Origin of the sequence: Streptomyces sp. NPDC058576, from assembly GCF_042718715.1 — a bacterium.
Lineage (GTDB): Bacteria > Actinomycetota > Actinomycetes > Streptomycetales > Streptomycetaceae > Streptomyces.
Map to the genome: position 1 here is coordinate 217,309 of NZ_JBHXPF010000001.1, position 24,966 is coordinate 242,274.

20 protein-coding genes are annotated in these 24,966 nt (G+C 73.9%); 13 read left to right on the forward strand and 7 right to left on the reverse strand.

What is annotated here, in order from left to right:
- Positions 1 to 81: 81 nt before the first annotated feature.
- Positions 82 to 489 carry a peptidase inhibitor family I36 protein gene (locus tag ACFWRV_RS00970; RefSeq protein WP_384326525.1) on the reverse strand — a complete coding sequence of 136 codons (408 nt, stop codon included), beginning with the start codon at positions 487 to 489 and terminating at the stop codon, positions 82 to 84.
- A gap of 230 nt (positions 490 to 719) precedes the next feature.
- Positions 720 to 2,216 carry an MFS transporter gene (locus ACFWRV_RS00975; protein ID WP_384326699.1) on the reverse strand — a complete coding sequence of 499 codons (1,497 nt, stop codon included), beginning with the start codon at positions 2,214 to 2,216 and terminating at the stop codon, positions 720 to 722.
- A 250-nt stretch (positions 2,217 to 2,466) separates the two neighbouring features.
- On the opposite strand from ACFWRV_RS00975, the gene ACFWRV_RS00980 reads away from it, so the two are divergent.
- The 7 genes from ACFWRV_RS00980 to ACFWRV_RS01010 all read left to right on the forward strand — a co-directional run bounded on the left by ACFWRV_RS00980 (position 2,467) and on the right by ACFWRV_RS01010 (position 10,196).
- On the forward strand, positions 2,467 to 3,120 hold the full coding sequence (locus ACFWRV_RS00980; RefSeq protein WP_384326527.1) for a TetR family transcriptional regulator: 654 nt from the start codon (positions 2,467 to 2,469) through the stop codon (positions 3,118 to 3,120).
- A gap of 148 nt (positions 3,121 to 3,268) precedes the next feature.
- Positions 3,269 to 4,477 carry an alpha/beta hydrolase gene (locus ACFWRV_RS00985; RefSeq protein ID WP_384326529.1) on the forward strand — a complete coding sequence of 403 codons (1,209 nt, stop codon included), beginning with the start codon at positions 3,269 to 3,271 and terminating at the stop codon, positions 4,475 to 4,477.
- An 86-nt stretch (positions 4,478 to 4,563) separates the two neighbouring features.
- Positions 4,564 to 5,532, forward strand: a complete 969-nt coding sequence (locus tag ACFWRV_RS00990) for a DUF4429 domain-containing protein (RefSeq protein ID WP_384326531.1) — start codon at positions 4,564 to 4,566, stop codon at positions 5,530 to 5,532.
- A gap of 168 nt (positions 5,533 to 5,700) precedes the next feature.
- The gene (locus ACFWRV_RS00995) at positions 5,701 to 7,080 is read left to right on the forward strand and encodes a sensor histidine kinase (protein ID WP_384326533.1); all 1,380 of its coding nucleotides are present in this window, start codon (positions 5,701 to 5,703) and stop codon (positions 7,078 to 7,080) included.
- Positions 7,077 to 7,766: a response regulator transcription factor gene (locus ACFWRV_RS01000; RefSeq protein ID WP_050361318.1), complete on the forward strand. Its 690-nt coding sequence runs from the start codon at positions 7,077 to 7,079 to the stop codon at positions 7,764 to 7,766. Before ACFWRV_RS00995 ends, ACFWRV_RS01000 begins: the two co-directional genes overlap by 4 nt.
- A gap of 139 nt (positions 7,767 to 7,905) precedes the next feature.
- Complete coding sequence (locus tag ACFWRV_RS01005) at positions 7,906 to 8,967, forward strand: alpha/beta hydrolase (RefSeq protein ID WP_384326535.1); 1,062 nt, start codon at positions 7,906 to 7,908, stop codon at positions 8,965 to 8,967.
- Positions 8,964 to 10,196, forward strand: coding sequence for an acyltransferase (locus ACFWRV_RS01010; protein WP_384326537.1), 1,233 nt, complete (start codon positions 8,964 to 8,966; stop codon positions 10,194 to 10,196). The genes ACFWRV_RS01005 and ACFWRV_RS01010 overlap by 4 nt, the downstream gene beginning before the upstream one ends.
- Before the next feature lie 89 nt (positions 10,197 to 10,285).
- Here the strand turns inward: ACFWRV_RS01010 and ACFWRV_RS01015 are convergent, their stop codons facing one another.
- Positions 10,286 to 11,302 carry an aldo/keto reductase gene (locus ACFWRV_RS01015; protein WP_384326539.1) on the reverse strand — a complete coding sequence of 339 codons (1,017 nt, stop codon included), beginning with the start codon at positions 11,300 to 11,302 and terminating at the stop codon, positions 10,286 to 10,288.
- Positions 11,302 to 11,802, reverse strand: coding sequence for a MerR family transcriptional regulator (locus ACFWRV_RS01020; protein WP_384326701.1), 501 nt, complete (start codon positions 11,800 to 11,802; stop codon positions 11,302 to 11,304). Before ACFWRV_RS01020 ends, ACFWRV_RS01015 begins: the two co-directional genes overlap by 1 nt.
- Positions 11,803 to 11,979: 177 nt before the next feature.
- On the opposite strand from ACFWRV_RS01020, the gene ACFWRV_RS01025 reads away from it, so the two are divergent.
- The 6 genes from ACFWRV_RS01025 to ACFWRV_RS01050 all read left to right on the forward strand — a co-directional run bounded on the left by ACFWRV_RS01025 (position 11,980) and on the right by ACFWRV_RS01050 (position 18,108).
- Entirely contained in the window at positions 11,980 to 12,273 is a 294-nt protein-coding gene (locus ACFWRV_RS01025) for a small hydrophilic protein (protein ID WP_384326541.1), read from the forward strand.
- Entirely contained in the window at positions 12,263 to 13,744 is a 1,482-nt protein-coding gene (locus ACFWRV_RS01030; RefSeq protein WP_384326542.1) for a sensor histidine kinase, read from the forward strand. Before ACFWRV_RS01025 ends, ACFWRV_RS01030 begins: the two co-directional genes overlap by 11 nt.
- Positions 13,741 to 14,400, forward strand: coding sequence for a response regulator transcription factor (locus ACFWRV_RS01035; RefSeq protein ID WP_384326544.1), 660 nt, complete (start codon positions 13,741 to 13,743; stop codon positions 14,398 to 14,400). The genes ACFWRV_RS01030 and ACFWRV_RS01035 overlap by 4 nt, the downstream gene beginning before the upstream one ends.
- Positions 14,401 to 14,555: 155 nt before the next feature.
- Positions 14,556 to 15,989 carry an SLC13 family permease gene (locus ACFWRV_RS01040; protein WP_384326546.1) on the forward strand — a complete coding sequence of 478 codons (1,434 nt, stop codon included), beginning with the start codon at positions 14,556 to 14,558 and terminating at the stop codon, positions 15,987 to 15,989.
- On the forward strand, positions 15,986 to 17,191 hold the full coding sequence (locus tag ACFWRV_RS01045) for a glycerate kinase (protein WP_384326548.1): 1,206 nt from the start codon (positions 15,986 to 15,988) through the stop codon (positions 17,189 to 17,191). Before ACFWRV_RS01040 ends, ACFWRV_RS01045 begins: the two co-directional genes overlap by 4 nt.
- A gap of 104 nt (positions 17,192 to 17,295) precedes the next feature.
- The gene (locus tag ACFWRV_RS01050) at positions 17,296 to 18,108 is read left to right on the forward strand and encodes a serine hydrolase domain-containing protein (protein WP_384326549.1); all 813 of its coding nucleotides are present in this window, start codon (positions 17,296 to 17,298) and stop codon (positions 18,106 to 18,108) included.
- A 117-nt stretch (positions 18,109 to 18,225) separates the two neighbouring features.
- On the opposite strand, the gene ACFWRV_RS01055 is transcribed toward ACFWRV_RS01050, so the two are convergent.
- The 3 genes from ACFWRV_RS01055 to ACFWRV_RS01065 all read right to left on the reverse strand — a co-directional run bounded on the left by ACFWRV_RS01055 (position 18,226) and on the right by ACFWRV_RS01065 (position 24,677).
- A complete protein-coding gene (locus ACFWRV_RS01055) occupies positions 18,226 to 19,488 on the reverse strand; it encodes an RICIN domain-containing protein (RefSeq protein WP_384326551.1) in 1,263 nt (420 codons plus the stop codon).
- 177 nt (positions 19,489 to 19,665) lie between these two features.
- Positions 19,666 to 23,784 carry a hypothetical protein gene (locus ACFWRV_RS01060; RefSeq protein WP_384326553.1) on the reverse strand — a complete coding sequence of 1,373 codons (4,119 nt, stop codon included), beginning with the start codon at positions 23,782 to 23,784 and terminating at the stop codon, positions 19,666 to 19,668.
- Positions 23,781 to 24,677, reverse strand: coding sequence for a type VII secretion system-associated protein (locus ACFWRV_RS01065; RefSeq protein WP_384326555.1), 897 nt, complete (start codon positions 24,675 to 24,677; stop codon positions 23,781 to 23,783). The genes ACFWRV_RS01060 and ACFWRV_RS01065 overlap by 4 nt, the downstream gene beginning before the upstream one ends.
- Positions 24,678 to 24,966: the final 289 nt, after the last annotated feature.

The window sequence follows — 24,966 nt, forward strand, 5'->3', positions numbered from 1 at the left end:
GGTCAGGAGGGGCGGTGGCGCACCAGCGTCGCCGCCCCTCCGGCGTGTCCGGGGCCGGTGGGCCCGGCCGGCCCGGTGGGCTCAGTTCTCCCAGATCTTGAAGGCGCGTACCTGGTACGGCGACCGGGGCGTCCAGGTGCCCCCGCCCGGGTACGTCTCGAACTCGCCCGTCTCCGCGCACTCGGCGGACTGGTAGGTCGTGACGGGCCGGCCGGTGCGGTTGGCGAGGGACTGGGCGTCGCCGCCCTTCGGCAGCGGGGTGCAGCTCTCGATGTCGACACCGGAGAGCTCGAAGGTCTGGCGGGCACCGGTGAAGTCGGGCTTCTTCCAGAGGCAGAGCCGGCCCGCCTCACAGGCGCCGAGAGCGACGCCCGGAGACCGTTCGGGGGCCGCCGCCGCCCGGTCGTGGGCCAGGGCCTGGGGAACGAGTGCGGTGACGGTCAGGGCGGCAGCGGCGAGAACGGTCGTACGCGTGAGGTTCGTGCGCATGGTGGATCAACCCCCGTGGTTGGTCGGTGATGTGCTTCCGCCGCTCACTCTGAGTCACCGGGCGAGGGATACGGAAGACCGTCCGGGGGCGCTCCACCCTGATAGGCGACAGCCCCGCCGAAAGGATTCGGCGGGGCTGTGAACTGCGCTGTGTTGACGATCTGCGCCGGGTTGACGATCTGGGCCGGGCCGACGACCCGCGTCGTCGAGGACCCGCGTCGCGCGGGGCGTCAGATGTGACCGACTCCGGCACCCGCCTCGGCGTTCTCGCCGCGCTTGGTGAGGGTGGCGACGAAGGCGGCGATGACCGCGACGACGCCGGCGACGGTGAAGGCCAGGCCCATGCCGGACATGAAGGTGTCGTGGATGACCCCGCCGATCCGCTCGACGACGTCCGGCGTCATGCCGGGGGCCTTGGAGAGCGCGTCGACCGGGACCATGCCGAACTCGGCGGCCTCCTCCAGCTTCGGGTCGGGGGCGCCGGGCAGGCCCGCGCCCGCCCAGTTGTCCGCGAACTCGGCGCTGACCTTGGAGGACATGACCGCGCCGAGGACGGCGGTGCCGAGCGCACCACCGACCTGCATGGCGGCCTGCTGAAGGCCGCCGGCCACACCGGACAGCTCCATGGGCGCGTTGCCGACGATGACCTCCGTGGCGCCGACCATGACCGGGGCGAGCCCGCAGCCGAGCAGGGCGAACCAGAGGGACATCGCGAAGGTGCCGGTGGACTCGCTGAGCGTGGTCATGCCGAACATCGCGGTGGCCGTGCAGACCATGCCGCCGACCAGCGGGACGCGGGGGCCGAACTTGGTGATCAGCAGGCCCGCGACCGGCGAGGAGACGATCATCATGGCGGTCAGCGGCAGGAGGTGCAGACCGCTGTCGACCGGGCTGAGTCCGTGGACGCCCTGGAGGAAGAACGTCACGAAGAAGAGGCCGCCCATGAAGGCGAAGGCCATCAGCATCATGAGGACGACACCGGCCGTCAACGGGACGGAACGGAACATCCCCAGCGGAACGAGGGGTTCCTTGACCTTGGTCTCCCAGAGGCCGAACATGACGAAGAGCGCGACGGCGGAGGCCAGCCAGGCCCACGTCCGGCCGTCGCCCCAGCCCCAGGACTCACCGGCCTTGATGATGCCCCAGATGAGGGCGAACATCGCGCCCGAGAGCAGCACGATGCCGGGAACGTCGAAGGAGCGCGGCGCGTTGGCGGCGCGGTGGTCCTTGAGGATCACCAGGCCGAAGACGAGCGCCACGATGCCGACCGGCACGTTGATGAAGAAGACCGACTGCCAGCTGACGTGCTCGACGAGCAGGCCGCCGACGATCGGACCGCCCGCGGTGGACGCCCCGATGACCATGCCCCAGATGCCGATCGCCATGTTCAGCTTCTCGGCGGGGAAGGTGGCGCGCAGCAGACCGAGCGCGGCCGGCATGAGCAGGGCGCCGAAGAGGCCCTGGAGCACACGGAAGAGGATGACCAGCGAGATCTCGCTGGAGAGACCGATCGCTCCGGAGGCGAGGGCGAAGCCCGCGATGCCGATGAGGAAGGTCTGACGGTGGCCGAAGCGGTCGCCCAGCTTGCCCGCGGTGATCAGGGCGACGGCGAGGGCGAGCAGATAGCCGTTGGTGATCCACTGGACGTCGGCGAGCGAGGCGCCGAGGTCCTTCTGGATCGCGGGGTTCGCGATGGCGACGATGGTGCCGTCGAGGGCGACCATCATCACGCCGATGGCGACGGCGAAGAGGGTCAGCCAGGGGTGGCCGCGAAGCCCCTTGACCGGGGCGGGTCCTGCGCTGTCTTCGGGCTCCCGCGGCGCCTTCTCGACGGTGGTCTGACTAGTCATACGGGGAGACTAGTGACAGCCTCTGACAGTTGACAAACCAATTCACAAGTCAGTAACTGTCACGTTGCTCACACGCCGCTCACAGATATGCTGAGCTGGACAAACACAGGAAAAGAGGGACCGGTACGTGACCGACGGGCAGACAGTCGCGCCCCGCGCCGGACTGCGTGAACGCAAGAAGCAGCGCACCCGGGACGCCTTGTTGCGCGCCGCCCTCGAACTGTTCACCACCCAGGGGTACGAACGCACCACCGTCGACGAGATCGTCGACGCCGTGGAGGTCTCCCAGCGCACCTTCTTCCGCTACTTCGCGAGCAAGGAGGACGTCACCTTCGCCGTGCAGGAGATGGTCGAGTCCCGCTTCATCGAGGAGCTGCGCCGGCGGCCCGCGCACGAAGCGCCCTTCGAGGCCATGCGCCGGGCGGTGCTGTGCGCGTGGAACAGCATCGGCGAGGCGATCGAGGAGGTCATCACCGTCGATCTCCATATGCGGACCTACCAGATGATCGAGTCGACCCCCTCCCTGCTCGCCGCCCACATGCGGCGCGGAATCGCCCTGGAGAACCAGATCGCCCTGCTGATCGCGGAGCGCGAGGGGCTGGACGTGGAGCGGGATCCGCGGCCGCGGGTGGCCGTCGCCGCGTTCTCCGGGGTGATGCGGGTGACCGGCCAGCTGTGGGGCCAGGGGGTCGATCCGAGCGTGGAGGCGCTGCGCGATCTCACCGAGGAGTATCTCGACCAGCTCGTCCCGGCCCTCGCCCGGGACTGGCGTGAGCGGTAGCAGCGCGGACACGGAACGACAGAAGCGGTAGCGCAGCCACGGGAGGACGTGACCCTGCGTGAAGAATCCTGGGTGAATCCTTCGCGGACGGGTGATGTACCTCACCCGAATCACGGTCGTCGGCGCGCGTCTCCTAGGGTGTGGCGCAGTGACTTCTTTCGACACCTCCCCCACGTTGACCGCATGGCGCGCGCTGCTCGCCGTGGCGGTCGTGTTCGTGATGCTGGCGACGACGGGCTGGAGCGCCATCCGTGATCAGCACGCCGACGGGCCGCGCGAGCTGGCTCTGGCCTCCTGGGCGCGGGACCGGATAGCGGGCCATTCGCTGCCGGAGGCCGATGCTCCCGCCTATCGCATGGCCCACTTCTTCGCCACCCTCACCTCGGGGCAGCAGATCGCGCTCGCGGGCAAGTACCCATCGGTGGTGGGGAATCTGAACGGCGCGCCGGTGACGCTGCGCTACCACGCCAACCGGGTGGCCCTCGCGCAGGCCGTGGCCGTGGAGAGAACGCGGGCGCACGACGAGAAGCTGTCGCCGGACGGCCGCGGTGAGGCGAAGGCCCGCCTCGAACGGTTCCGGTCGATGCTCGGGGGCAAGCGCCAGATCCTGGCCTTCGATCCGTCCGGGAAGGGCCGTGCGGCCGAGGTGTTCGGCAACCTCGACCGGGCCGCCCGGGTCTCCGTCGTCGTCCCGGGCGTCGACACCCATCTGCTGACCCTGGAGCGCAACAAGCGGGTGTTCGCGGCCCCGGTCGGCATGGCCAAGTCGCTGTACGGGGCGGAACGCGCGGCCTCCCCGGGCACCCGTACGGCGGTCATCGCGTGGGCCGACTACACCGCACCGGCCGGTCTCGGCATGGACGCGGCGCTGGGCGGGCTCGCGGCGGACGGGGCGCTCCGGCTGAACGCGATGGTCGGCGCGCTGCCCGGTGCCTCGGAGGTCTCGCTGTTCTGCCACAGCTACGGCTCCGTGGTCTGCGGGGTGGCCGCGCACCGGGCCCCCGACCGGGTGGCCGACATCGCGGTCGCGGGCAGCCCCGGCATGCGGGCCGCCAACGCCGGGCAGCTGGAGACCGACGCCCGGATCTGGGCGACGCGGGACGGGAACGACTGGATCGGGGACGTACCGCACCTGGAGTTCGGCGGGATCGGTCACGGGGCCGACCCGGTCGATCCGGCGTTCGGCGCGCGGATCGTCTCGGCGGCCGGCGCCGCCGGGCACAGCGGCTACTTCGAACCGGGCACCGAGAGCCTCGACAACTTCGCCGCGATCGGTGTCGGAGCCTACGGGTCGGTCAGCTGCGCGAGCGCCGACAGCACATGCCACAGCGGTATTTCCGGCGAGCGGGAGAGCTGACGCGCGTGGAGGAGCGTGTCGGGCGGATTAACTGGGACTTACTCCGAGGGGGGACGCGGGCGACTGTGCCGCATACGATGAGGCACATGGGTGATGTGCTGGCCGGAATTCATGCCACCTGGGAGTTCGACACCGACTCCGTGCTCATCCGCTTCGAACGGGGCATCCGCACACCGAAGCTCTTCCAGAGTCTGCGGGAGCGCCGCATCCCGTATGCGGCGCTGTCGTCGGTGACGCTGACCCCCGGCAAGCGGGGCACGGTGGTTCTGCGTGCCGTGCCGAGAGCGGGTGCCGATCCTCTGGTGGAGGCTGCCTCCGGGCAGCTCAAGGAGGGGTGCGACCCCTATCGCCTGGTGCTTCCGGCGGAGCGGGAGGTGCTGGCCGAGTACTACGCGGACGAGCTGCGGGCCCTGCTGGACCCGGCCTCCGCCGAGGGCGTCGACCGCTTCCTGGTGGCGGCCCCCGAGGCCCCGATGAACTTCAAGGCGTACGACGGCCGGGCCAGCTTCGACGGCGAGCGGATCTCCTTCCGGTGGTCCTGGACCGGGGCCTCCAGCGCCAAGTGGAAGGCCGGTGACCAGACCTTCCGCGTGAGCGAGTTGGCCGGAATCGTATGGCGCTCGCCCGAGGCGCTCGACGGCTATCTGCGTCTGGTGCCCCGCGCGGCGGCCCCGGTCGACCACCGCACGGGCGGCAGCCTGGGCGATCTGCACGGTCCCGGCGGCAGCGAGAGCGCGGACGGCCGGACGGCGGACGGCGGGCCCGTGGCGCCTCCGGTCACCCGGGCCGCGGACCAGGATCCGGCCGCCGTGCTGTTCGGCCTGGGCTACGGGCCGGTGCACGAGTCGCTGCCCTTCGCCGCCGCCGTCCTGGAATCCGTCCGCCGGACCCAGCCCGCGCCCGCCGCCTCCGCCCCGGCCCTGGTGAACGCCGGGCGGCGCGATCCGGCGGACATCGCCGAGCGGATACATCATCTCGGCGAGCTGCATCAGGCCGGACTGGTGACGGACGCCGAGTACACCGCGAAGAAGGCCCAGCTGCTCGCGGAGCTGTGATGCCGGTGCCGGCTCCGCCCGCGTACGCCGCGCTCCCGCCGAGACGCGACCCCGTACGCCGCGCCCCCGCCGCGCCCCGACCCCGTACCGGGGTATGAGGCGATCCGGCCGGGTCGGAACCCCGGTATGACGCCCGAAAGGCCTCGGCCTGCCTAGGCTGACCGGGCGATGTCCACTTCCTCTTCCCCCGCCGGGCCCCCGCCGCCCGCCGACGGCCTGCTGAGCGCCGCTCGCCGCAATCTGCGCGAGCTCGCCCACGGGCTGTCCCACGCGTCCCATCCGTCCACTCCGTTGCTGGCGGACGCGCCGAAGCAGTGGCAGCGGCTGCTGCCGTACGTCGTGGTCCTCGCCCTGACCGCGACCTTCATCCCGGTCACCATCAACGTCCTGACCTCGCAGTACGGCGTGCCGGGCGCGCTGGCCGGGACGCTCGGGGTGGCGCAGGCGGCCCCGTTGCTGATGCTGGCCCACCGGCCCCTCCAGGCGTGGTGGATCATCTTCCCGGCCGACGTCATCGGCGCGCTGGTGCTGCTGGCCCACGACCCCGGGCAGCACGACACCTGGCCGTGGCCCCCGCCGGTCCTGGTCGCCTGTCTCTTCCTGCTGCTGGCCCTCGGCCTGCGCGAGACCCGGCGGACCGTCGTCGCCGTGTGGGCGGTGACGGCGGCGACCGGGGCGGTGCTGCATCTCATTGCCCCCTCGGACCGCAGCACCGGCAGCGCCCTGCTGCTGCCGATCCTCGGCGCGGTGGTCCTGGTGATCGGCGGGGCGGTACGGGAGCGCGGCGAGGCGACCCGGCGGCTGGCCGAGCAGGAGACGATCAGCGAGGCGGAGCGGGCGCAGCGCACGCTGCTGGAGGAGCGGACGCGCATCGCCCGTGAGCTGCACGACGTGGTCGCGCACCACATGTCGGTGATCACCGTGCAGGCCGACTCCGCGCCGTACCGGATCACCGGGCTCCCGGAGCCGGCGCGGGAGGAGTTCGCCGCCATCGCGGCGGCGGCGCGGGAGTCGCTGGGCGAGATGCGGCGGCTGCTGTCGGTGCTGCGCAGCGACGGCACGGAGGGCGACCGGGCGCCGCAGCCGGGTCTCGACCGGCTCCAGCAGCTGGTGGAGGCGACGGTACGGGCCGGGCTGCCGGCGGAGCTGTCGCTCGCCGCGGATCTGGGCGAGGTGCCGCCGGCGGTGGATCTGTCGGCGTACCGGATCGTGCAGGAGGCGCTGGCCAACGTGGTGCGGCACGCACCCGGGGCGCACACCCGGATCTCGGTGCGGGCGTCCGGGGGCCATCTGCACGTGCTGGTGGTCAACGGGCCCGCGCCGAAGCCCTCTTCGCCGCTGGAGAGCGCGGGAACCGGGCACGGACTGGTGGGGATGCGGGAGCGCGTACGGTTGACCGGCGGCACGCTGGACACCGGGCCGCTGCCCGACGGCGGGTTCCGGGTGGCCGCCCGCATGCCGCTGCCGCCCGCCACGTCCCCTGCTGTGTCCCCTTCCGGGCACGCTGCCGAGCACCCTTCCACGCAACCCCCTTCGGAGGATCTGTGACCATCCGCGTGATCATCGTCGACGACCAGGCCATGGTGCGGGCCGGGTTCGCGGCGCTGCTGGCGGCGCAGAGCGACATCGACGTGGTGGGCGAGGCGGCGGACGGCCGCCAGGGTGTGGACGTCAGCCGCAACCAGCATCCCGACGTGGTCCTGATGGACGTGCGGATGCCGGAGATGGACGGACTGGCCGCCGCGCGCGAGCTGTTGAACCCGCCGGTGGGGGTCGTGCACCGGCCGAAGGTCCTGATGCTGACGACGTTCGACGTGGACGACTACGTGTACGAGGCGCTGCGCGCCGGGGCGTCCGGGTTCCTCCTCAAGGACGCCCCGCCCGCCGATCTGATCGCGGCGGTACGGGTGGTGGCGGCCGGGGACGCGCTGCTCGCGCCCTCGGTGACCCGGCGGCTGATCGCGGACTTCGCGGCGCAGCGGCCCTCCGGGGCCACGCGCGGCGGGCAGGCGCTGCGGCTCAACGGGCTGACCCCGCGCGAGAGCGAGGTGCTGGAGCTGATCGCCCGGGGGCTGTCGAACCAGGAGATCGCGGGGCGGCTGGTGCTGGCCGAGCAGACCGTCAAGACGCACATCGGGCGGGTGCTGGCCAAGCTGGATCTGCGGGACCGGGCGCAGGCGGTCATCTTCGCGTACGAGTCCGGGCTGGTGACTCCGGGGGACGCGGGGGCGTAGACACCCGCAGGGCCTGGTCCACCCCCTACCCCGGTATCACCCCGTGATTGGCTCCCCGGTGTGACGCCGCGTCACCCGTCCTCTTCCTACCTTCCTGCCGGTCGCACCGGTCGGTGCGGATCCGGAGAGGGAGGGCACGATGCGCCGATACGCGAGGACGCTGGCCGCGTTCGCACTGGCCACCAGCGTGGTGACGGGAACCGCCGGCTGGGTTTCGGGGGATGCGCAGGAGGCGCTGACCGGTCCGCCGCCGGGCAGTGCGCAGTGGCGGGCGGACGGGGCGCTCGGCGCGGAGCTGCCCGATCCGGAGCGCTCCACGCCTGCCGAAGTCGCGGCCTTCTTCGCGGGGTTGAGCAAGCAGGAGCGGCACCTGCTGGTGGTGCGGCATCCGTCCGTCGTCGGGAATCTCGACGGAACGCCGCTGGAGCTGCGCTACCGCGCCAACTCCCTGGCGCTGGCCGCCGAGGACGATCCCCGCTACCGCACGCTCGCCGCCCCGGGCCGCCAGATCCTCGCGTTCGACCCGCGTGGACGCGGTCAGGTCGCCGAGGTGTTCGGGGATCTGCGCGCCGCCCACCGCGTCTCGGTGGTGGTGCCCGGGTCGGACAACGACGCCGGGACCTTCGACCGGAAGGTCGCCCCCCACGGTGCTCCCGCCGGAATGGCCAGGACCCTGCACACGGAGGCCGGTCCGGGGACGGCCGTCGTCGCCTGGGTCGGGTACACCACCCCGGTGGGCGTCGGCATCGACGCGGCCACCGGCGGCCTCGCGGAGGCGGGCGCCGGGCGGCTGACCCGGTTCACGGAGGGCCTGACGGCGGACGGGCTGCCCGAGCCCGCCGTGTTCTGCCACAGCTACGGCTCCGTCGTCTGCGGGATCGCCGCGCACCGCCTGCCCGCCACCGACCTGGTGGTCCTCGGCTCCCCCGGCATGCGGGCGGACGATGTCGCGGGGCTGCGGACGAAGGCCCGCGTGTGGGCGGCGAAGGACCCGACCGACTGGATCGACGACGTGCCGAACGTGCGCTTCGCGGGCCTCGGCCACGGGACGGACCCGACCGACCCGGCGTTCGGCGCCCGCCGCGTACCGGCCGACGAGGCCCGGGGGCACGCCGGTTACTTCGCGCCGGGGACGGATTCGCTGCGGACCTTCGCCGCCATCGCGCGGGGCACGGCCACGCCGGAAGGGATCGTCCGATGAACGCCGTACGCGAGAACGCGCGGCGGCTCGCCGCCCGTATCGACGCCTCCACCCCCGCCCACCGCGACCGGGCCATCGACGGCCTGCGCGCCCTGGCACTGCTCGCCGTGCCGCTCGGCCACTGGATGCTCGGCGGGTTCCGGCTGGACGCCGACGGCCTGCACAACGCGAGCCCGCTCGCCACGTTCGGCGCGCTCGCGCCCGCGAGCTGGGTGCTCCAGATGCTGGGGATCTTCTTCCTGGTCGGCGGGTACGCCTCGGTCCTCTCCTACCGCCGCCGGGCCTCGACGACGGCCGCCTGGCTGGGCGGAAGGCTGGCGCGCCTCGGCCGGCCGGTGCTCGGGGTGAGCGCCGTGTGGGCGGTGCTGCTCGCGGTGCTCTCCGCGCTGGGCGTGCCCGGCGACACGCTGCGTACGGCGTCGACGCTGGTGATCCAGCCGCTCTGGTTCGTCGGGGTGTACACCGTGGTGACGGCCCTCACCCCGGTCTGCGTGCGGCTGGCCCGGCGACTGGGCGGATGGGCGGCGCTCCCGCTGCTGGTCTCCGTCGCCGTCGTGGACTTCCTGCGCTACGGGCCCTTCGCTGAGGCGATGCCGTCCTGGCTGAGCGTGCTCACCATCCTGCCCGGTTGGCTCTTCGCGTATCAGCTCGGCGTGTCCTGGGGCGAGGGCCGGATCGGGAAGCGCGGGGCCCGGCTGCTGCTGATCGGCGGCGGGGTGCTGTTCGCCGCGCTGCTGCTGGTCTTCCACTACCCGGCGTCGATGGTCGGCGTGCCGGGCGAGGCCCGCACGAACTCGCATCCGCCGTCGCTGCTGGTGGTGGCGCTGGCGGCGGCACAGAGCGGGGCGGCGATCCTGCTGCGCGACCGGCTCGGGCGGCTGCTGCGCCGGCCGCTGCTCTGGGCGCCGGTCGTGGTGGTCAACCTGTCCGCGATGACGATCCTGTGCTGGCACCAGACCGCGATGCTGGCCGCCGCCGTACCGGCCTCGCTCACGGGGGCGGCGGGCACGGCGGTGGCGGGGCTGACGACCGCGCCCGACACGGTGGGCTGGATCCTCGCCCGGATCGCCTGGCTGCCGGTGTTCGCCGGGCTGCTGGTGCTGATCGCCCGGTACGCGCGCCGCTTCGAGGCTCCGTGGCGGGCGGGCACCCGCGCCGCGAACGCCCGCCGCGCGCTGGCGGGGCTGCTCGCGGCGGGGTTCGCGGTGTTCGCGCTGGGGCTGGCATAGGCCCCCGGGGGCGTTCCCGGGGGGTCCGGGGGCGTCGCTCGGCCGCCATGGACTTCATGAACCAGGCGATCACCGCGTACGGCTCCCGACTACTCCTCCCGCGCCGCCGACGTACTGCTCATGTCCGGGTAGCGGTCCCCCGCCACCCGGCCCGCGATCGGCTCCAGCGCGGCCAGCTCGTCCGCCGCCAGCGTCAGACGGCTCGCCGCGACGTTCTCCAGGAGGCGGGAGCGCTTGCGGGTCCCGGGGATCGGGACCACGTTCAGGCCGTGCACCCCGGCGCGCTGCTGGACCCAGGCGAGGGCCACCTGCGCGGCCGTCGCCCCGTGTGCGGCGGCGATCTTGTGGACGGGCTCCAGCAGGGCCGCGTTCGTGCGGGCGTTGTCGCCGGTGAACCGGGGCTGGTGGGCCCGGAAGTCGTTCGCCGTGAGGTCCTTGCCCGCGTCGGTGAAGGCCCCGGTGAGGAAGCCCCGGCCGAGCGGGGAGTACGGAACGAGCGTGACGCCCAGTTCGGCCGCCGCGCCGACGGCGCTCTTCTCCACGTCCCGGCTGAAGAGGGACCATTCCGACTGGAGGGCCGCGATCGGGTGCACGGCGTACGCCTCGCGCAGCTCCGGGCCGGTCACCTCGCTCAGGCCGAGCTGCTTGACCTTGCCCTGGTGGACCAGCTCCGCCAGCGCGCCGATCGATTCGGCGAGCGGGACGGCGGGGTCGCGGCGGTGCATGTAGTAGAGGTCGATGACGTCGGTGTTCAGCCGGCGCAGGCTCGCCTCGACGGCGGTACGGATGTACGCGGGGTCGTTGCTGATGCCCCGGTAGCGGGGGTCGTCGGTGCGGACGAGGGCGAACTTGGTGGCGAGGGTGATCTCGTCCCGGTGGGCCCCGACGAACGGCGCGAGGAACTCCTCGTTGGCACCGCGCCCGTAGGCGTCGGCGGTGTCGAAGAGCGTGACGCCCGCCTCCAGGGCCGCGTCGAGGGTGTCGCGGGCGGCGGCGACGTCGGTGTCGCCGTAGAACTCGCTCATGCCCATGCAGCCGAGGCCCTGGACGCCGGTCCGCGGTCCGCCCGCGCCCAGCTCCACGGTGGCGATCTTGTCAACAGTCATCAGGCACTGTGCCTCTCCGGCGCCCGGCGGGCGCCCGCGTAGAACTCGATCTTGTGGTCGAGGACGGCGAGGGTGTCGTGGAGCTCCGCGATCCGCGTGATCACGTCGCGGCGGGTCGCCGCCAGCAGTTCCTGCCGTTCCTCGAAGGTGGACTCCCCCGCGCGCAGCAGCTCCGCGTACCGCACCATGTCGGCGACCGGCATCCCGGTCAGCCGCAGCTTGCCGACGAAGGCCAGCCAGTCGAGGTCGCGGTTGCTGAAGCGGCGCTGGCCGGTGTGCGAGCGGTCGACGTGGGGCATGAGCCCGATGCGCTCGTACCAGCGCAGGGTGTGCGCGGTGAGGCCGGTGAAGGTGACGACCTCGCTGATCGTGTAGCTGTCCTGGCCCGCGGGGCGGGGGTGCTCCTTCGGGGCGGCCGCGCAGACGTCCACCCCCGAGGTGGGCTGTGGCCGTGCGGTTGTCGCGGGAGTGCTCCGGGTGGTTCCGTCGATCACCGTCATGTTCTCCACGCTAAATCCTTGGAGTGCACTCGAAGCAAGCGGAACCGGCGGCGCTTCCCGGGGCGGACCCCCGATCGAACCTGTCGCATTCGCACCAGACTGCCCGATTGGCCCGAGATGAAGGAATGTTCATCCTCGCTTCATGTTCGTACCGTCCGGGACCGTCAGGGTGAACGCATGGCTTTCTCACCTCGTCTGGCGGCCCTGGCAGCCGTCGTCGCCGTGCCGCTGGGCATAGCGGCCACCAGCTATGCCATGACCGACACCTCGGAGGCGCCGAAGGTGCCCCCCACCGTTCAGCTGGAGGAGAGTCCGCGCGGCACACCGACGCCGGGCGGTGTCACGTCGCCGAGCGGCTTCCCGACGCCGAGCGGTTCCCCCACTCCGACCCGTACACCGGACAGCTCCGTCGTTCCGGGCCCCTCGGCGGCCGACGACGACGATGACGACGACTTCGGTGATGACGGTTAGCCTTCCGAGGATCTCCGCCCGGGTACGGATCCTGCTGTGGTTGCTGGTCGTGATGGCCGTCGCGCTGGGCGCGGTCGCCGTCACCGTGCGCTCGATCCTCCAGCGGGACGTGGACCACCGCATCAGCCAGCTGCTCACCCAGGAGACCGGCGAGTTCGCGAACTTCGTGCCGCAGGGGGTGGACCCGGACACCAGCGGCCGGTTCGACACCGCCGACCGGCTGCTCCGCATCTATCTGCAACGGCAGTACGCGGACCCCGACGAGGAGCTGCTGGGGCTGACCGGCCGGCCCGGCGACCGGCCCGACGTCATCCGCCAGCGCCGCGACCTGCCCCGGGACACCGCCCTGTGGCGGGACACCGCGTCGCTCACCCGGATCCGCGCCTCCGAGGACTCCTTCGGCACGCTGGAGCGCCCGCAGGGCGAGCTGCGCTGGGCCAAGGTCGAGATCGGGGCGTCCCCGGGCGGGCAGCCCGGGGCGTTCGTCGTCGCCTTCCACCCGGAGCGCGAACGGGCCGTCGCCGACAAGACGTTCTGGATGCTGCTCGCCCTGTCCGGGGTGGCGCTGCTGATGACGACCGGGATCGGCTGGGCGGTCGCCGGACGCATCCTCGCGCCGGTCCGGCTGGTGCGGACGACGGCGGCGGAGCTGACCGAGCAGGACCTCACCCGGCGCATCCCCGTGGAGGGCCGGGACGACATCGCCGCCCTCGCCGAGACCTTCAACGCGATGCTCGACCGTCTGGAGCGGGCGTTCGCCGCGCAGCGGGTCTTCGTGGACGACGCCGGGCACGAGCTGCGCACCCCCATCACCATCGTCCGGGGCCATCTGGAGCTGATGGGCGACGACCCGGCGGACCGGGAGGAGACGGTGCGGCTGGTCACGGACGAGCTGGACCGGATGAGCCGGATCGTGGAGGATCTGCTGCTGCTCGCGGGGGCCGAGCGCCCCGACTTCGTCACCCCCGAACCCGTCCAGCTGGCGGAGCTGACCGCCGACGTGTTCGTGAAGGTGCGGACCCTCGGCGAGCGGGAGTGGGTGCTCGACAGCGTCGCGGACCTCGAAGTGCGCCTGGATCCGCAGCGGATGACGCAGGCGATGGTCCAGCTCGCGCAGAACGCCGTCCAGCACACCGTGCCCGGCCAGCGCATCCGGATCGGCTCCCGGTCCGTCGACTCCCACGTCGACTCCCGGTCCGTCGGCCCCCGCGCCGAGGCCGGCCGGGACGGGGCAGACCGCGTCGAGCTGTACGTCGCCGACCACGGGCCCGGGATTCCGCAGGAGGACGCCGAGGTGATCTTCGAACGGTTCCGCCGGGGCACGTCCCGGCGCGGGACCCGCACCAGCGGGGCCGGACTCGGCCTCGCCATCGTCAGGGCCATCGCGGAGGGCCACCACGGCCGCGTCGAACTCCGCCGGACCGAGGGCGGCGGAGCCACCTTCGTACTCACGCTGGAGACCGCATCATGAATCGCATCCTGATCGCCGAGGACGAGGAGCGCATCGCCTCGTTCGTCCAGAAGGGGCTGCGCGCCAACGGCTTCACCACCGTCGTCGCCGAGGACGGTGACCTGGCGCTCGGCCACGCGCTGACCGGCGGCTTCGACCTGATGGTCCTCGACATCGGGCTGCCGGGACGGGACGGCTTCACCGTGCTGCGGGAGCTGCGCGAGGCCCGGGTCACCCTGCCGGTGATCGTGCTCACCGCCCGCGACTCCGTCCGGGACACCGTGGCCGGTCTGGAGGGCGGGGCCGACGACTGGATGACGAAGCCGTTCCGCTTCGAGGAGCTGCTCGCCCGGGTGCGGCTGCGCCGGCGTACCGCCGCCCGCGCGCCCGAGGTCACCATGTTGCGCAGCGGCAGCCTCGCCCTGGACCTGCGGACGCGCCGGGCCCGCGCCGAGGACCGGACGGTGGACCTGACGGCACGCGAGTTCGTGCTGCTGGAGATGTTCCTGCGCCACCCGGGCCAGGTGCTGTCGCGCGAGCAGATCCTGTCGCATGTCTGGGGGTACGACTTCGACCCCGGCTCCAACATCGTGGACGTGTATGTCCGCGCGCTGCGCCGGAAGTTGGGGGCTGAGCGGCTGGAGACGGTACGGGGCATGGGCTACCGGCTGCCCTAGATCCCGCGGGGGCATGAGGTCCCGCCGGGCCACGGGCCCCCGGCCGGGCCACGAGATCCCGCCGGGCCATGAGATCCCGCGCGGCCACGGCCGCATGAAAGATCCTTCACGGGCCGCTCATCAGGCGCTCACCGCGCCTTCAGAGGCTATACAGCGTGCCTCTCCCTCTCCGGCAGATCGTCGGCCTCTGCGCCGTCCTCGGACTCTGCGCCCTGCTCGCCGTCCCCGGCGCCGCCCCCGGCCTCAGCGCCGACGGGCGGCTCTCCCTGGCCGTCTTCGCCCTGGCCACCGCCGCCTGGATCGCCACCCCGGTGGATGACGCCTACATCGCGCTCGGCGCGGGACTGGCGCTGACGGTGACGGGGGTGATCAGCAGCGAGACCCTGTTCGCCACCTTGGGCGACGAGACGGTGTGGCTGCTGATCTGCGCCTTCGTCCTGGCGGCCGCCGTGACCCGGACCGGTCTGGCGGGCCGGGCCGCCGTCTTCCTGGTCGGCGGGGCCAGGACCGTACGCCAGTTGGTGCACCTGACCACGGCCGGCCTCGTCGTCACCGCGTTCGCCGTGCCGGCCACGTCGGGGCGGGCCGCGCTCGCCCTCCCGGTGTTCCTGGCGCTGGCGGCCGCGCTCCGTGAACGGACCCGCCTGGTCGTCATGCTGGCGCTCCTCTTCCCGACCGTCATCCTGCTCTCCGCCGTCGCGACGCTCATCGGGGCGGGCGCGCACCTGATCACGGTCGGGGTGCTGTGGGAGCAGACCGGGGAGCAGCTGAGCTTCGTCCAATGGCTGGTCCTCGGACTGCCGCTGGCCGTCGTCTCCTCCCATCTGGCCGCCGAGCTGGTGCTGTTGACGACGACCCGTCGCGCCGACCGAAAAGGTCCTGTCACGATCACGGCGGCGCAGATCCAGGAGCACTCCGAGACGGCCGTCGAGGGCCCGTTCACCCCGGCGGAGTCCCGGTGCCTGCTGCTGCTGGCGACGGTCGTCCTGCTGTGGTGCAGCGAACCGCTGCACGGGGTGTCGCCCGCCGTGGTCGCGCTCATCGGCGCGCTGGTGGCGACCTCGCCCGCGCTGGGGACGGTCCGCTTCAAGGACGGTCTGCGGACGGTCCCCTGGCCGCTGCTGCTGTTCATGGCCGCCACGATGGCGATGGGCGTCGCCCTCTCCGACTCGGGTGCGGCCGACTGGCTGGTGGGGTGGATACCCCTGGGGGCGTCCACGCCCCCCTGGATGTTCCTGACCGGCGTGGTCGTCGTCAGCACGGCCGCCCATCTCGCGCTCCAGTCGCGCTCCGCCCGGTCCTCCGTCCTCGTCCCGCTGGTGGTCGCGGCGGCGATCGGGGCCGGGGTCAACCCGGTCACGGCGGCGCTGGCGTCCACGGCCGCCGCCGGTTTCTGCCACACCCTGCCGTCCTCGGCCAAGCCGGTCGCGCTCTTCGCGGACGTGCCCGGCACCCCGACCTACACCCCGCGCGACCTGCTGCGGTTGTCCGCCTTCCTCGCGCCGCTCACGGCGGCCCTCGTCCTCACCTTCGCCCTCGTTCTCTGGCCGCTGCTCGGCGTGCCCGTCCTCCTGGAGACCCAGCCATGACCCACCGCATCGCCATCGCCCCCAGCGGGTTCAAGGAGTCCCTGTCGGCCGCCCGGGTCGCCGAGGCCATCGCCGTCGGCGTACGACGGGTGATCCCCGACGCCGAACTCGACCTCATTCCGCTGGTCGACGGCGGCGAGGGCACGGCGGAGGCGCTGGCCCTGGCGGGCGGCGGCCGGCTGGTCCCGTGCACGGCGACGGGCCCGGTGGGCGACCCGGTCTCCTCGCACTTCGCGTTGCTGGGCGGGCCCGGCCCGCTCACCGCCGTCGTCGAGATGGCGGCCGTCGCGGGCCTCTCCCTGGTCCCGCCGGACCGCCGCCACCCGGGCGCGACCACGACGTACGGTGTCGGCGAGCTGATCAGGGCGGCCCTGGACGCGGGGGCCCGGCGCATCCTCGTGGGCTGCGGCGACTCCGGTACGTCGGACGGGGGCGCGGGCGCGCTCCAGGCCCTCGGGGCCCGGCTCACCGACCGGCACGGCCGCGAACTCCGCCCGGGCGGCGGGTCGTTGCACGAGCTGGAGCACATCGACCCGGCCGGCCTCGACCCCCGACTGGCCGCCGCCGACCTGCTCGTGGCCTGCAACCCGTACAACGTGCTGTGCGGGAAGCGCGGGGTGGCCCGGGTGTTCGGCCCGCAGAAGGGGGCGACCCCGGCGGAGGTGGAGCTGCTCTCGGCGGGCCTGGAGCGGCTGGCCGCCGTCCTCACCCGGGACCTGGCCCCGGCCTTCGCCCCGCCGACCGGCACGCCGCCCATCGACCTGCGGACGGCCCCCGGCACGGGTGCGTCGGGCGGCCTCGGGGCCGGGCTGGCGGCCGTGGGCGCACGGCTCCTCCCCCGCTACGACGTCCTCCTCGACGGCCTCGACCTGGACGCCCGCCTGGCCCGCGCCGACTTCGTGATCACGGCGGAGGGGGCCCTCGACCACCAGACCGTACGCGGGAAGATCCCGGCCGAGGTGGCGCGGCGGGCCCACGCCTCCGGGGTGCCGGTCCTGGTGCTGGCCGGGACGATCGGGCCGGGCGCGCAGGACGTCCGGGCGGTGGGCGTGGACGCGTACAGCGCGATCCTTCCCGCGCCGATGACGCTGGTGGAGGCGATCGGCCGGAGCGGCGAGTTCCTGGCCGACGCGACGGAGCGCGCGATGCGGATCATGGCGCTCGGGACCCGGCTGGCGCCGCTGACCCCGCTGGCCGCGTGAGGAGCCCCGGCGTGCCCCGGGCGTTTCGGGGCCCGGGCCGGGGGCGGCCTCGGGCTTCCCGGGGCCCGGGGCGGACCGCCGGGCACGGCCGTTAGGCTCGGGGCATGGAGAGCCTGCGCATCATCGACACCTGGCCGGTCACGACGGCGGCGGCCGCCGTCGTCCGGTCCGACGGCACGGTCCTCGGCACGCACGGGCCGACCGACCACCGCTTCCCCCTCGCCTCGGTCACCAAGCCGCTCGCGGCCTACGCGGCGCTGGTGGCGTACGAGGAGGGGGCCGTCGAGCTGGACGAGCCGGCCGGGCCCGAGGGCTCCACGGTCCGCCACCTCCTCGCCCACACCAGCGGCCTCGCCTTCGACGAGCACCGGGTGACGGCCCCGCCCGGCAACCGCCGCCTGTACTCCAACGCGGGCTTCGAGGTGCTGGGCGACCACATCGCGAAGGCGTCCGGCATCCCGTTCGTGGAGTACCTGCGCCAGGCGGTCCTGGAACCGCTGGCCATGACGTCCACGACCCTGGACGGCTCCCCCGCCCGCGACGGCGTCTCCACCGTCGCCGACCTGGTCCGCTTCGCCGCCGAGGTCCAGGCCCCCCGCCTGCTCGACCCGCGTACGGTCCTGGAGGCCCAGAGCGTCGTGCACCCGGGCCTCAAGGGCGTCCTGCCGGGCTACGGCCACCAGAGTCCGAACGACTGGGGCCTCGGCTTCGAGATCCGCGACTCCAAGTCCCCGCACTGGACGGGGAACACGTCCTCCCCCGCCACCTTCGGGCACTTCGGGCAGTCGGGCACGTTCCTGTGGATCGACCCGGTGGCGGGCGCGGCCTGCGTCGCGCTGACCGACCGCGCCTTCGGCCCGTGGGCTGCGGAGGCGTGGACGCCGTTCACGGACGCGGTTCTGGCCGAGCTGTCCTGACCCGCCCGCTGCGGCGGCGCACGATCACTTTCCGGACGGAAGGAGCGACGCCCCCGTTCCCCTGGTGCGTCAGGCCGCACCGCAGGAACGGGGGCGTCGCTCCGCCGGGGCGGATCCTCAGACGATCCAGCGATCGCCGAAGCCGCAGTTGGCGATTTCGAGCCGGGCGTCGTTTCCGGCGGAGGAACCGCCGGTCGGACGCAGGCACAGGTCCTTGCTGACGGCGTTGCGGATCCAGTTCGTCCCGTCACCGCGGGGGTCGAGCCACCAGAGCTGGTTGTCGCCCGACGCGTTGCAGTGGAACTGGCCGATCTTCGTCCCCGCCGAACGGGCGTTGTAGTAGCCCAGGTCCAGGCAGAGCCCGTCCTTGCTGTTGCGGATCAGGAAGAGGGGCGCGTTCTGGGGCCCGCCGTCCTTGTCCACGATGTTGAGGTTCCACAGCTGGTTGTCGCCCGTGGTGCCGTTGCACGGGTACTGGTTGACGGCGTTGTTGATCTTGCCCTTGCCGTAACCGCCGATGTCGACGCACTGGCCGGTCGCCGCGTTCTTGAGCACGGTGTTCTGTACCCCGGAGCGTCCGTTGGCCCACTGGCGGAGCTTTTCGGCCGGCGTCAGCACCTTGGCCTTGACCTTGGGCTTCTTCGCGGCCTCGGACTTCTCCGGAGAGGGCGTCGGCGAGGGCGTGACCGGCTGCTGGTGGATCACGGGCTCGGCCGGCTTCTTCTCCTTCTTCTCCTCCTTCTTCTTGCTCGGCGTGGTGGAGGGGGCCGGCGACTGGCTGGTGTAGGTCTCCGGAACCGGAGGGCGTTCACTGTCCAGCACCGTGCCGGCCGCGTTCTCGGTCCGGGTGCGCTCGGGCTCGCGGTCGTCCTGCCCTGCCAGGAGGAAGGGCACCGCGATCAGGAGCGCGCCGACGATGCCGGCCGCCGCGAGCATCGGCTTCTTGGGCCGGCTGCCGGGCGGTTCGTCGCCCTCCTGCGAGCTCGCGCCACCGCCGCCACCGGTTCCGGTGGCGGTCGCCACGGTGCCCGAAGCCGGGCCGTCGGTGCTGACGGTCGCCAGCTCCGCGGTCGGAACGGAAGCCGACGACGCCGACGCGGAAGCGGCGCCGGACAGTGCCGCGGCCGGGGCGGCGGCGGGTTCGGCGGTGCTCTCCGCTTCCCCCCGGGGCGCGTTGGCGCGCGCCCCGGTCGCCTCGCCGGTCTTCGCGGCGTCCGGGCCCGTGGCGGCGTTCGTGTTCGCGGGGGTTCCGGACGCCGGGCTCTCCGCCCGGGTGACGGCCTCCGGAGCGGCTCCGGAGGCGGGCGCGGCCGTACCGCCGGGCCGCTCGCCGCCGCCCGGCGCCAGTGCGCCGCCGGGGTCCCCGGGGGTTCCGGGCATGGTCACCGCTCGGCGGACCGATACCGATGAGCCGCCGGAGTTCCGGCCGTTCCCCGTGCCGCTCTTCCCCGTGCCGCTCTCGCCGGTGGACGTGCCCGACCGCGTGGATATGCGGGGGGTTGGATCATGCTCTCGTGCCACGTAAAGTCCTCGCTCTCGTCGGGGTTCGTTGGCGCGTCACGGTCCGGCCCCCACAGCGCCCGCGCAGCGCTCCGGCCACTGGCCGGTGCCCTTGGGCGTCGCTTCGGGTCCGGACGCGACGGCTTCCAGCCGGGCGAGCACGGCCCGATCCCCCTCGGGATCGGGCGCGAGCGCCCCGGCAGGTCCGGTCAGTTCACGCAGATGGATCTGCACGCCGGGCTGCGCGCGGCGGACGGCCAGCACCCGGAAGAGCGTCCCGGGGGCGAACACGACCTCCTCCGGCCCGCGCTGCTCGGAGAACTGCCGCACGCGGCGGCCGGCGACCGACCAGATGACATAGCTGTCACCCGGCGGCGGTACGGTGCCGGCGTCCAGCCGCACGGTGCTCAGCAGAGCCGCGTCGCGCAGCAGTGTCCCGGGACGCGGCGGTCCGGGACGGCCACCGCCTCCGGAGGCGGTGGTGCCGCGCAGCACCGCGCCCCGGTAGGACGGCATCCGGTTCAGCGCCGAGGCCACGCAGGCGCCGTAGGGCAGCAGGTCCAGCTCGCGGTCGCGCAGACTCCAGGTCAACGCGCCGTGGCTGAACGGTCCTTCCGGAAGGAGCAGGTACATCCGCAGCGCGATGAGATCGGCGCGGGCCGCCTCCTGTTCCTTTCCGCGCAGCGCGGGCATCCGGGCGAGCGCCCGTGCGACGGCCGCGCCGTGCCGGTCCCACAGGTCGCCCGCGAGCGCGCGGAAGGCGGTCCGCTCGGCCTCGGAGCTGCGGTGACCGGGGTCCAGCAGGATCGGGGGAAGCGGAGCCTGGACGAACTCCGCGCCCTCGTCCCCGTTCCCCTCTCCGTCCTCGTCCTCGGCCTCGGTCACGTGGCCGGTGTCGGCCGTGTCGGGGGCCTCGGGATCGGGAACGCCTCGGGAATCCGGTGCATCCGGTACAGGCGGTACGGGCGGTACGTCCGGAAGCCGGGCGGCACCGGAATCCGACGAGGCGGTCGAGGTGAGCGGCGCCGTCGCGGGCACGGGGTCGGAGGATTCGGCCCCTACCCGGTGCGCCGGTCCCGGCGGGGCGGGCGCGGGCTCCGGATCGCGAACGTCCGGGCCTTCGGGGCGGAGAGCGGCCGGGGCGACCTCGGTGGAGTCCGGTCCGGTGGACGGTTTCGGGGTGGGGGCGGCTGCCGGACCGTCCGGAGCCGCGGAGATTCCCGGGGCTCCGGCCTCCGCCGGGGTCTTCTCGTTGTCCGCTTCCGCGGGGTCGGGCGCGAGGATCGACGCGCCGCCCGCCTCCGGCTCCCCCGGCCCCTCGGGGGGCGCGGATCCGGCGTCCGCGTCGGGGCTCTCGTCGCTGTCGGGGTCTTCGGGCACCCCAGGTGCGGGGTTCTTCCGCTCAGCACCGGACCGGCCCTGCCCGCCTCCCGGTTCGGAGCCGTCGGCCGCCGCGGCGCCTTCGGTCGTGGCGGCGTTCCCGGTCGTCCCGTCGGTGGCCACGCCCGCCTCGGCGCGTTCGTCCGGGCCAGAGGTCTCAGCTGCTCCCCCGTTGTCGTCGCTTCCGGTCTCGGCCGCCGCTCCCGCGCGGCCGGCTTCTTCGGGGCCCGGGGGCCGTACGGGGTCCTCGTCCCGACCGGCGGCGGGGGCCTCGGCCTCCGGGGCGTTCGCCTCCGGCTCCCGCGCTTCCGGGCGCCCGGCCGGGCCGGTGCTCCGCTCCGGGGCCTGGGGGGTCGGAGCGGCATGGGCGCCGAGCGCGGGGCCGGCGGTCGTACCCGACGTGCGGGCCCGTCCGGCGAACCCCGTCGGAACGGGGTCGTCCGACCAGTCGAACGTGTCCGCCCGTCGCTCCCGCTCCTCGCGCGCCGCGCTCCTGCCGGACGCGCCGGACATGCCCGGGGTGGCCGGGGTGCCCGGGGTGCCCGGGGTGGCCGAGCCGCCCGAGGTTGGCGGGGTGGCCGGGGTGGCCGGGGTGCCACGGGTGGCCGGGGTGGCCGAGCCGCCCGAGGTTGGCGGGGTGGCCGAGCCGCCCGAGGTTGGCGGGGTGGCCGAGGTACTCGGGGCGCCCGAGGTGCCCGGAATTCCCGGGGTACCCGAGCCGCCCGTGGTTGCCGAGGTGCCCGGGGTGGCCGGGTTACCCGAGCCGCCCGTGGTTGCTGGGGTGCCCGAGCCGCCCGAGGTTCCCGGCGCGCCCGAGGTTGCCGGGGTGCCAGGGGTGGCCGGGTTACCCGAGCCGCCCGTGGTTGCCGAGGTACCCGAGCCGCCCGGCGCGCCCGAGGTTCCCGAAGTACCCGTGCTGCTCGGCGTCGTGGGCGTACCAGGTGCCGAGCGCGCACCGGACGCACCGGGTCTGCCCGGCGTGCCCGAAGGGGTGGAGGCGGCCGGCGTACCGGATGTGCCCGCCCCCGTCGCGGCGCTCGCGCCCGTCTCCGTGCCGGCGGCCATCGCCTCCCTGAGCTGCCGTGCACGGTCCGTGCGCGCCGCTCTGCCCCCGATCTTCGCGGGCGGGGCCTGGGTGGACCCGGAGGTCTGTCCCGGCTGGTGCGGCACCGCGGGTTGTCCGAACTGGGTTCGCGGGCCCTGGCCTAGGCGCTCCGCCGGTCCGGACGACGCCGGGCGCTCGGTGCCCCGTACACGAGGCGGCGGTGACGACGATGCCGGTGCGGTGGCTCCGGACGGAGCGACCGCACCGGCCGCGGCGGGACGGCCCGGGGCCGTCTGGCCGGCCCGGACCGGGGCCGGGGCGGCGTGGCGCAGGGTACGCAGTCCGTACTGGGCCGCCAGCCGCCGCAGTTCGCGTCCGCCGTCACGGGCCACACCGTGCACATGGAGGACCGTGCGGCCGCGCAGGTCCGGCGCCAGGGATTCCAGCACGTTCGACAGGACCGGCCACAGCGAGGCGTCGAGGAGTTCACCCGGCATGCCCAGCTCGATCATCGGACCGGCCGGGTCCACCCGGCGGGCGGTGGGAGACAGCGCCGGGCCGCCGCGCGGCCCCACCCACATGCCGGCCCGAGTCACCGTGAGCTGCCAGTCATCGGTCAGCCCGACCACGCCCTCCTCCGGACGCGCGGGCCCCGGCAGCGGAGGGCTCCAGCGCAGCAGCCGGGGCTGCCGGGCGCGGCCCTCCGCGTCCGGCGGGGAGCACCGGACCGCGTCCACGAACGGGATCCACGCCGGGGTGCCGTCCGGCGTCGCCAGGACCGACCGCACGGAGTAGGTGCCCAACAGGCCGGCGGCCGCGACGAGCGGCAGCCCGGTCATGACCTCCACCTCGATGTCCAGCCGGTCGGAGACCGACTGGGCCAGCGGCAGCAGATCGCGCCGCCCGCCGGGCACGAGCCGCACGTCGACCTGGACGTCGTCCGGCAGGGCTTCGAGCACCTCGGCGACCTCCTCGGCGGAGATGTCCTCGCCGTAGGGCACGCCGACCACCACGGTCAGGCGCCGGGGGTCAACCGGTACGGCGTGGTAGAGGTCGCCGGGCCGGGTCGGTGCCGCCCCGGACGGACGGACCAGCACCCCGGCAGGTATCTGCTCGACGACGCAGCCGCCCGCCAGGGCGGACGGCAGGCTGTCGAGCGCGGACTGCCAGGACGGCTGTGGGCTGCGCGGGCCCAGGGGTTCGGGCCGTTTCCCCGGCGCGAACCGCCACCAGACGCCCGCCGAGGGCCGCCGTCCGGCGCCTTCGACGGACGGGATGAAGAGGGTGCCGCCCGGCACGACGAGCGGCGGCCCGTCCGGCGCCTCGACCTCCATCCGCCAGGCGTCGGCGATGCGGCGCGCGGTGGCGGGCCGGCCCTCGGCGTCATGCCCCGCTCCGGGCATGACCAGCCGTACGCTGTCGACCCCCGACTCGCCCAGCGTGTCGAGCAGTTCGCTCAGCTTCGGCCAGAAGGCGGCGGAGCCCGCACCGTCGGCGCCCGCGATGACGGTCACGGTGTCCTCGTCCGCACGCATGGTGCGGGCCAGGTCGGCGACGTCGGCCGGGGTGAGGGTGTCGTCGGAGAAGGTCCGCAGCAGCAGCATGCCGTCGTGGTCCTCGACCAGGAACCCCTCCTCGGCTCCACCGGCCGGTCCGGTGGAGGTGGTCGGCGCGGCAGCGGCGCGGTCGCGCCCGGCACCGGTGGCGGATCCGTTGCCGCGTCGGCGTGCGAAGACTCCTCTGCCCTTCATGCCCGAGCCTCCGTTCCGGCCGGGGACGCGGCCGTTTCGGTCCGGCGGGGCGCGTCGGCGTGGAGCCGGTCGGCGTCGGTCACGTGGACCGCCAGGATGCGCGGCGCGCTCGGCCCCTCCGGGCCGTCCGTGTCCACCGGCCGGGCCTCGCCCGCCTGCTGGGCGGCGATCTCCTCGGCCAACGCCTCGGTCTCCATGATCATGCCGGCCGGTCCGGTCGGATTGACGTAGAGGGAGTGCCCCTCGGGCAGCCCCGCGACCACGTCGGCCACCGGGACCAGCCGGGCGGCGAGCGACCCGAGGGCGCGGAGGTGGGCCGGGCTGGTGAAGACGGGCACCACGGGGTCGCCCTGGGCCGACCGGAGGGCCGTCGGCTCACCGTCGGAGCCAATGAGCACCGCGACCTTCGACGCGGCCAGGGCACGCAGGACCTCGCCGGCCGGCCCGTAACCGGTCACGGCACGCTGAACGGCGGACTCCACCGGGTCGGTGGCCCTGGGCCAGCCGAGCGCCGCCGGGGAGGGGCGGTAGTCCGCGTTGTCCTCCCACGCCACGATCGTCCCCCCGGCGTCGGTACGCCACCGGCCGGGAACCGCCCAGTCCGGCGGCGCGCCCTGCCCCGACCACGCGGCGTCGGGGACGCTCAGCCATCGTTCGGGCAGCTCCCGGGCCGCCTCGACCACCTCCGGGGGCGGCTCGGGCTGCGGACCGGCCGGGGCCACCGGCCCGTCCGGGGCGGGGGCCGGGTCCGCCGGCCCACCGGCGGTCGGAACCGCTTCGGCCGCCGCGGGTCCCGGCACCGGTATCGCCGGATCGTCCTCGGCTGCGGGGAGGGGCTCGGGTCCCGGCGCGGGAGAGATCTCCGGGACGGAGCTGTCGACGTACTCACTCACCGGCGGGCACTCCAAGAACAGAAGACACGAGCCATTGCTGCGAACTCACCCTCATCAGTTGACAGTCCGACGGTGCGGACCGCCGGGCCGGACCCCTCGGCCGTGGAGCAGCGGGCCGGCGAGCGGGCGTCAAGCGGAATCACCGGCCACGCGAGGATTCCGCTCACGGATGAACCGTACCTGTACAAAGCGGAGTTAGAGGAGTCGGATCTGTACCGTCCTGCCCTCCCCGCCGCCCGGCCCTGCCCTCCCCGCCGCCCGGCCCTGCCCTGCCCTGCCACCCCCGACG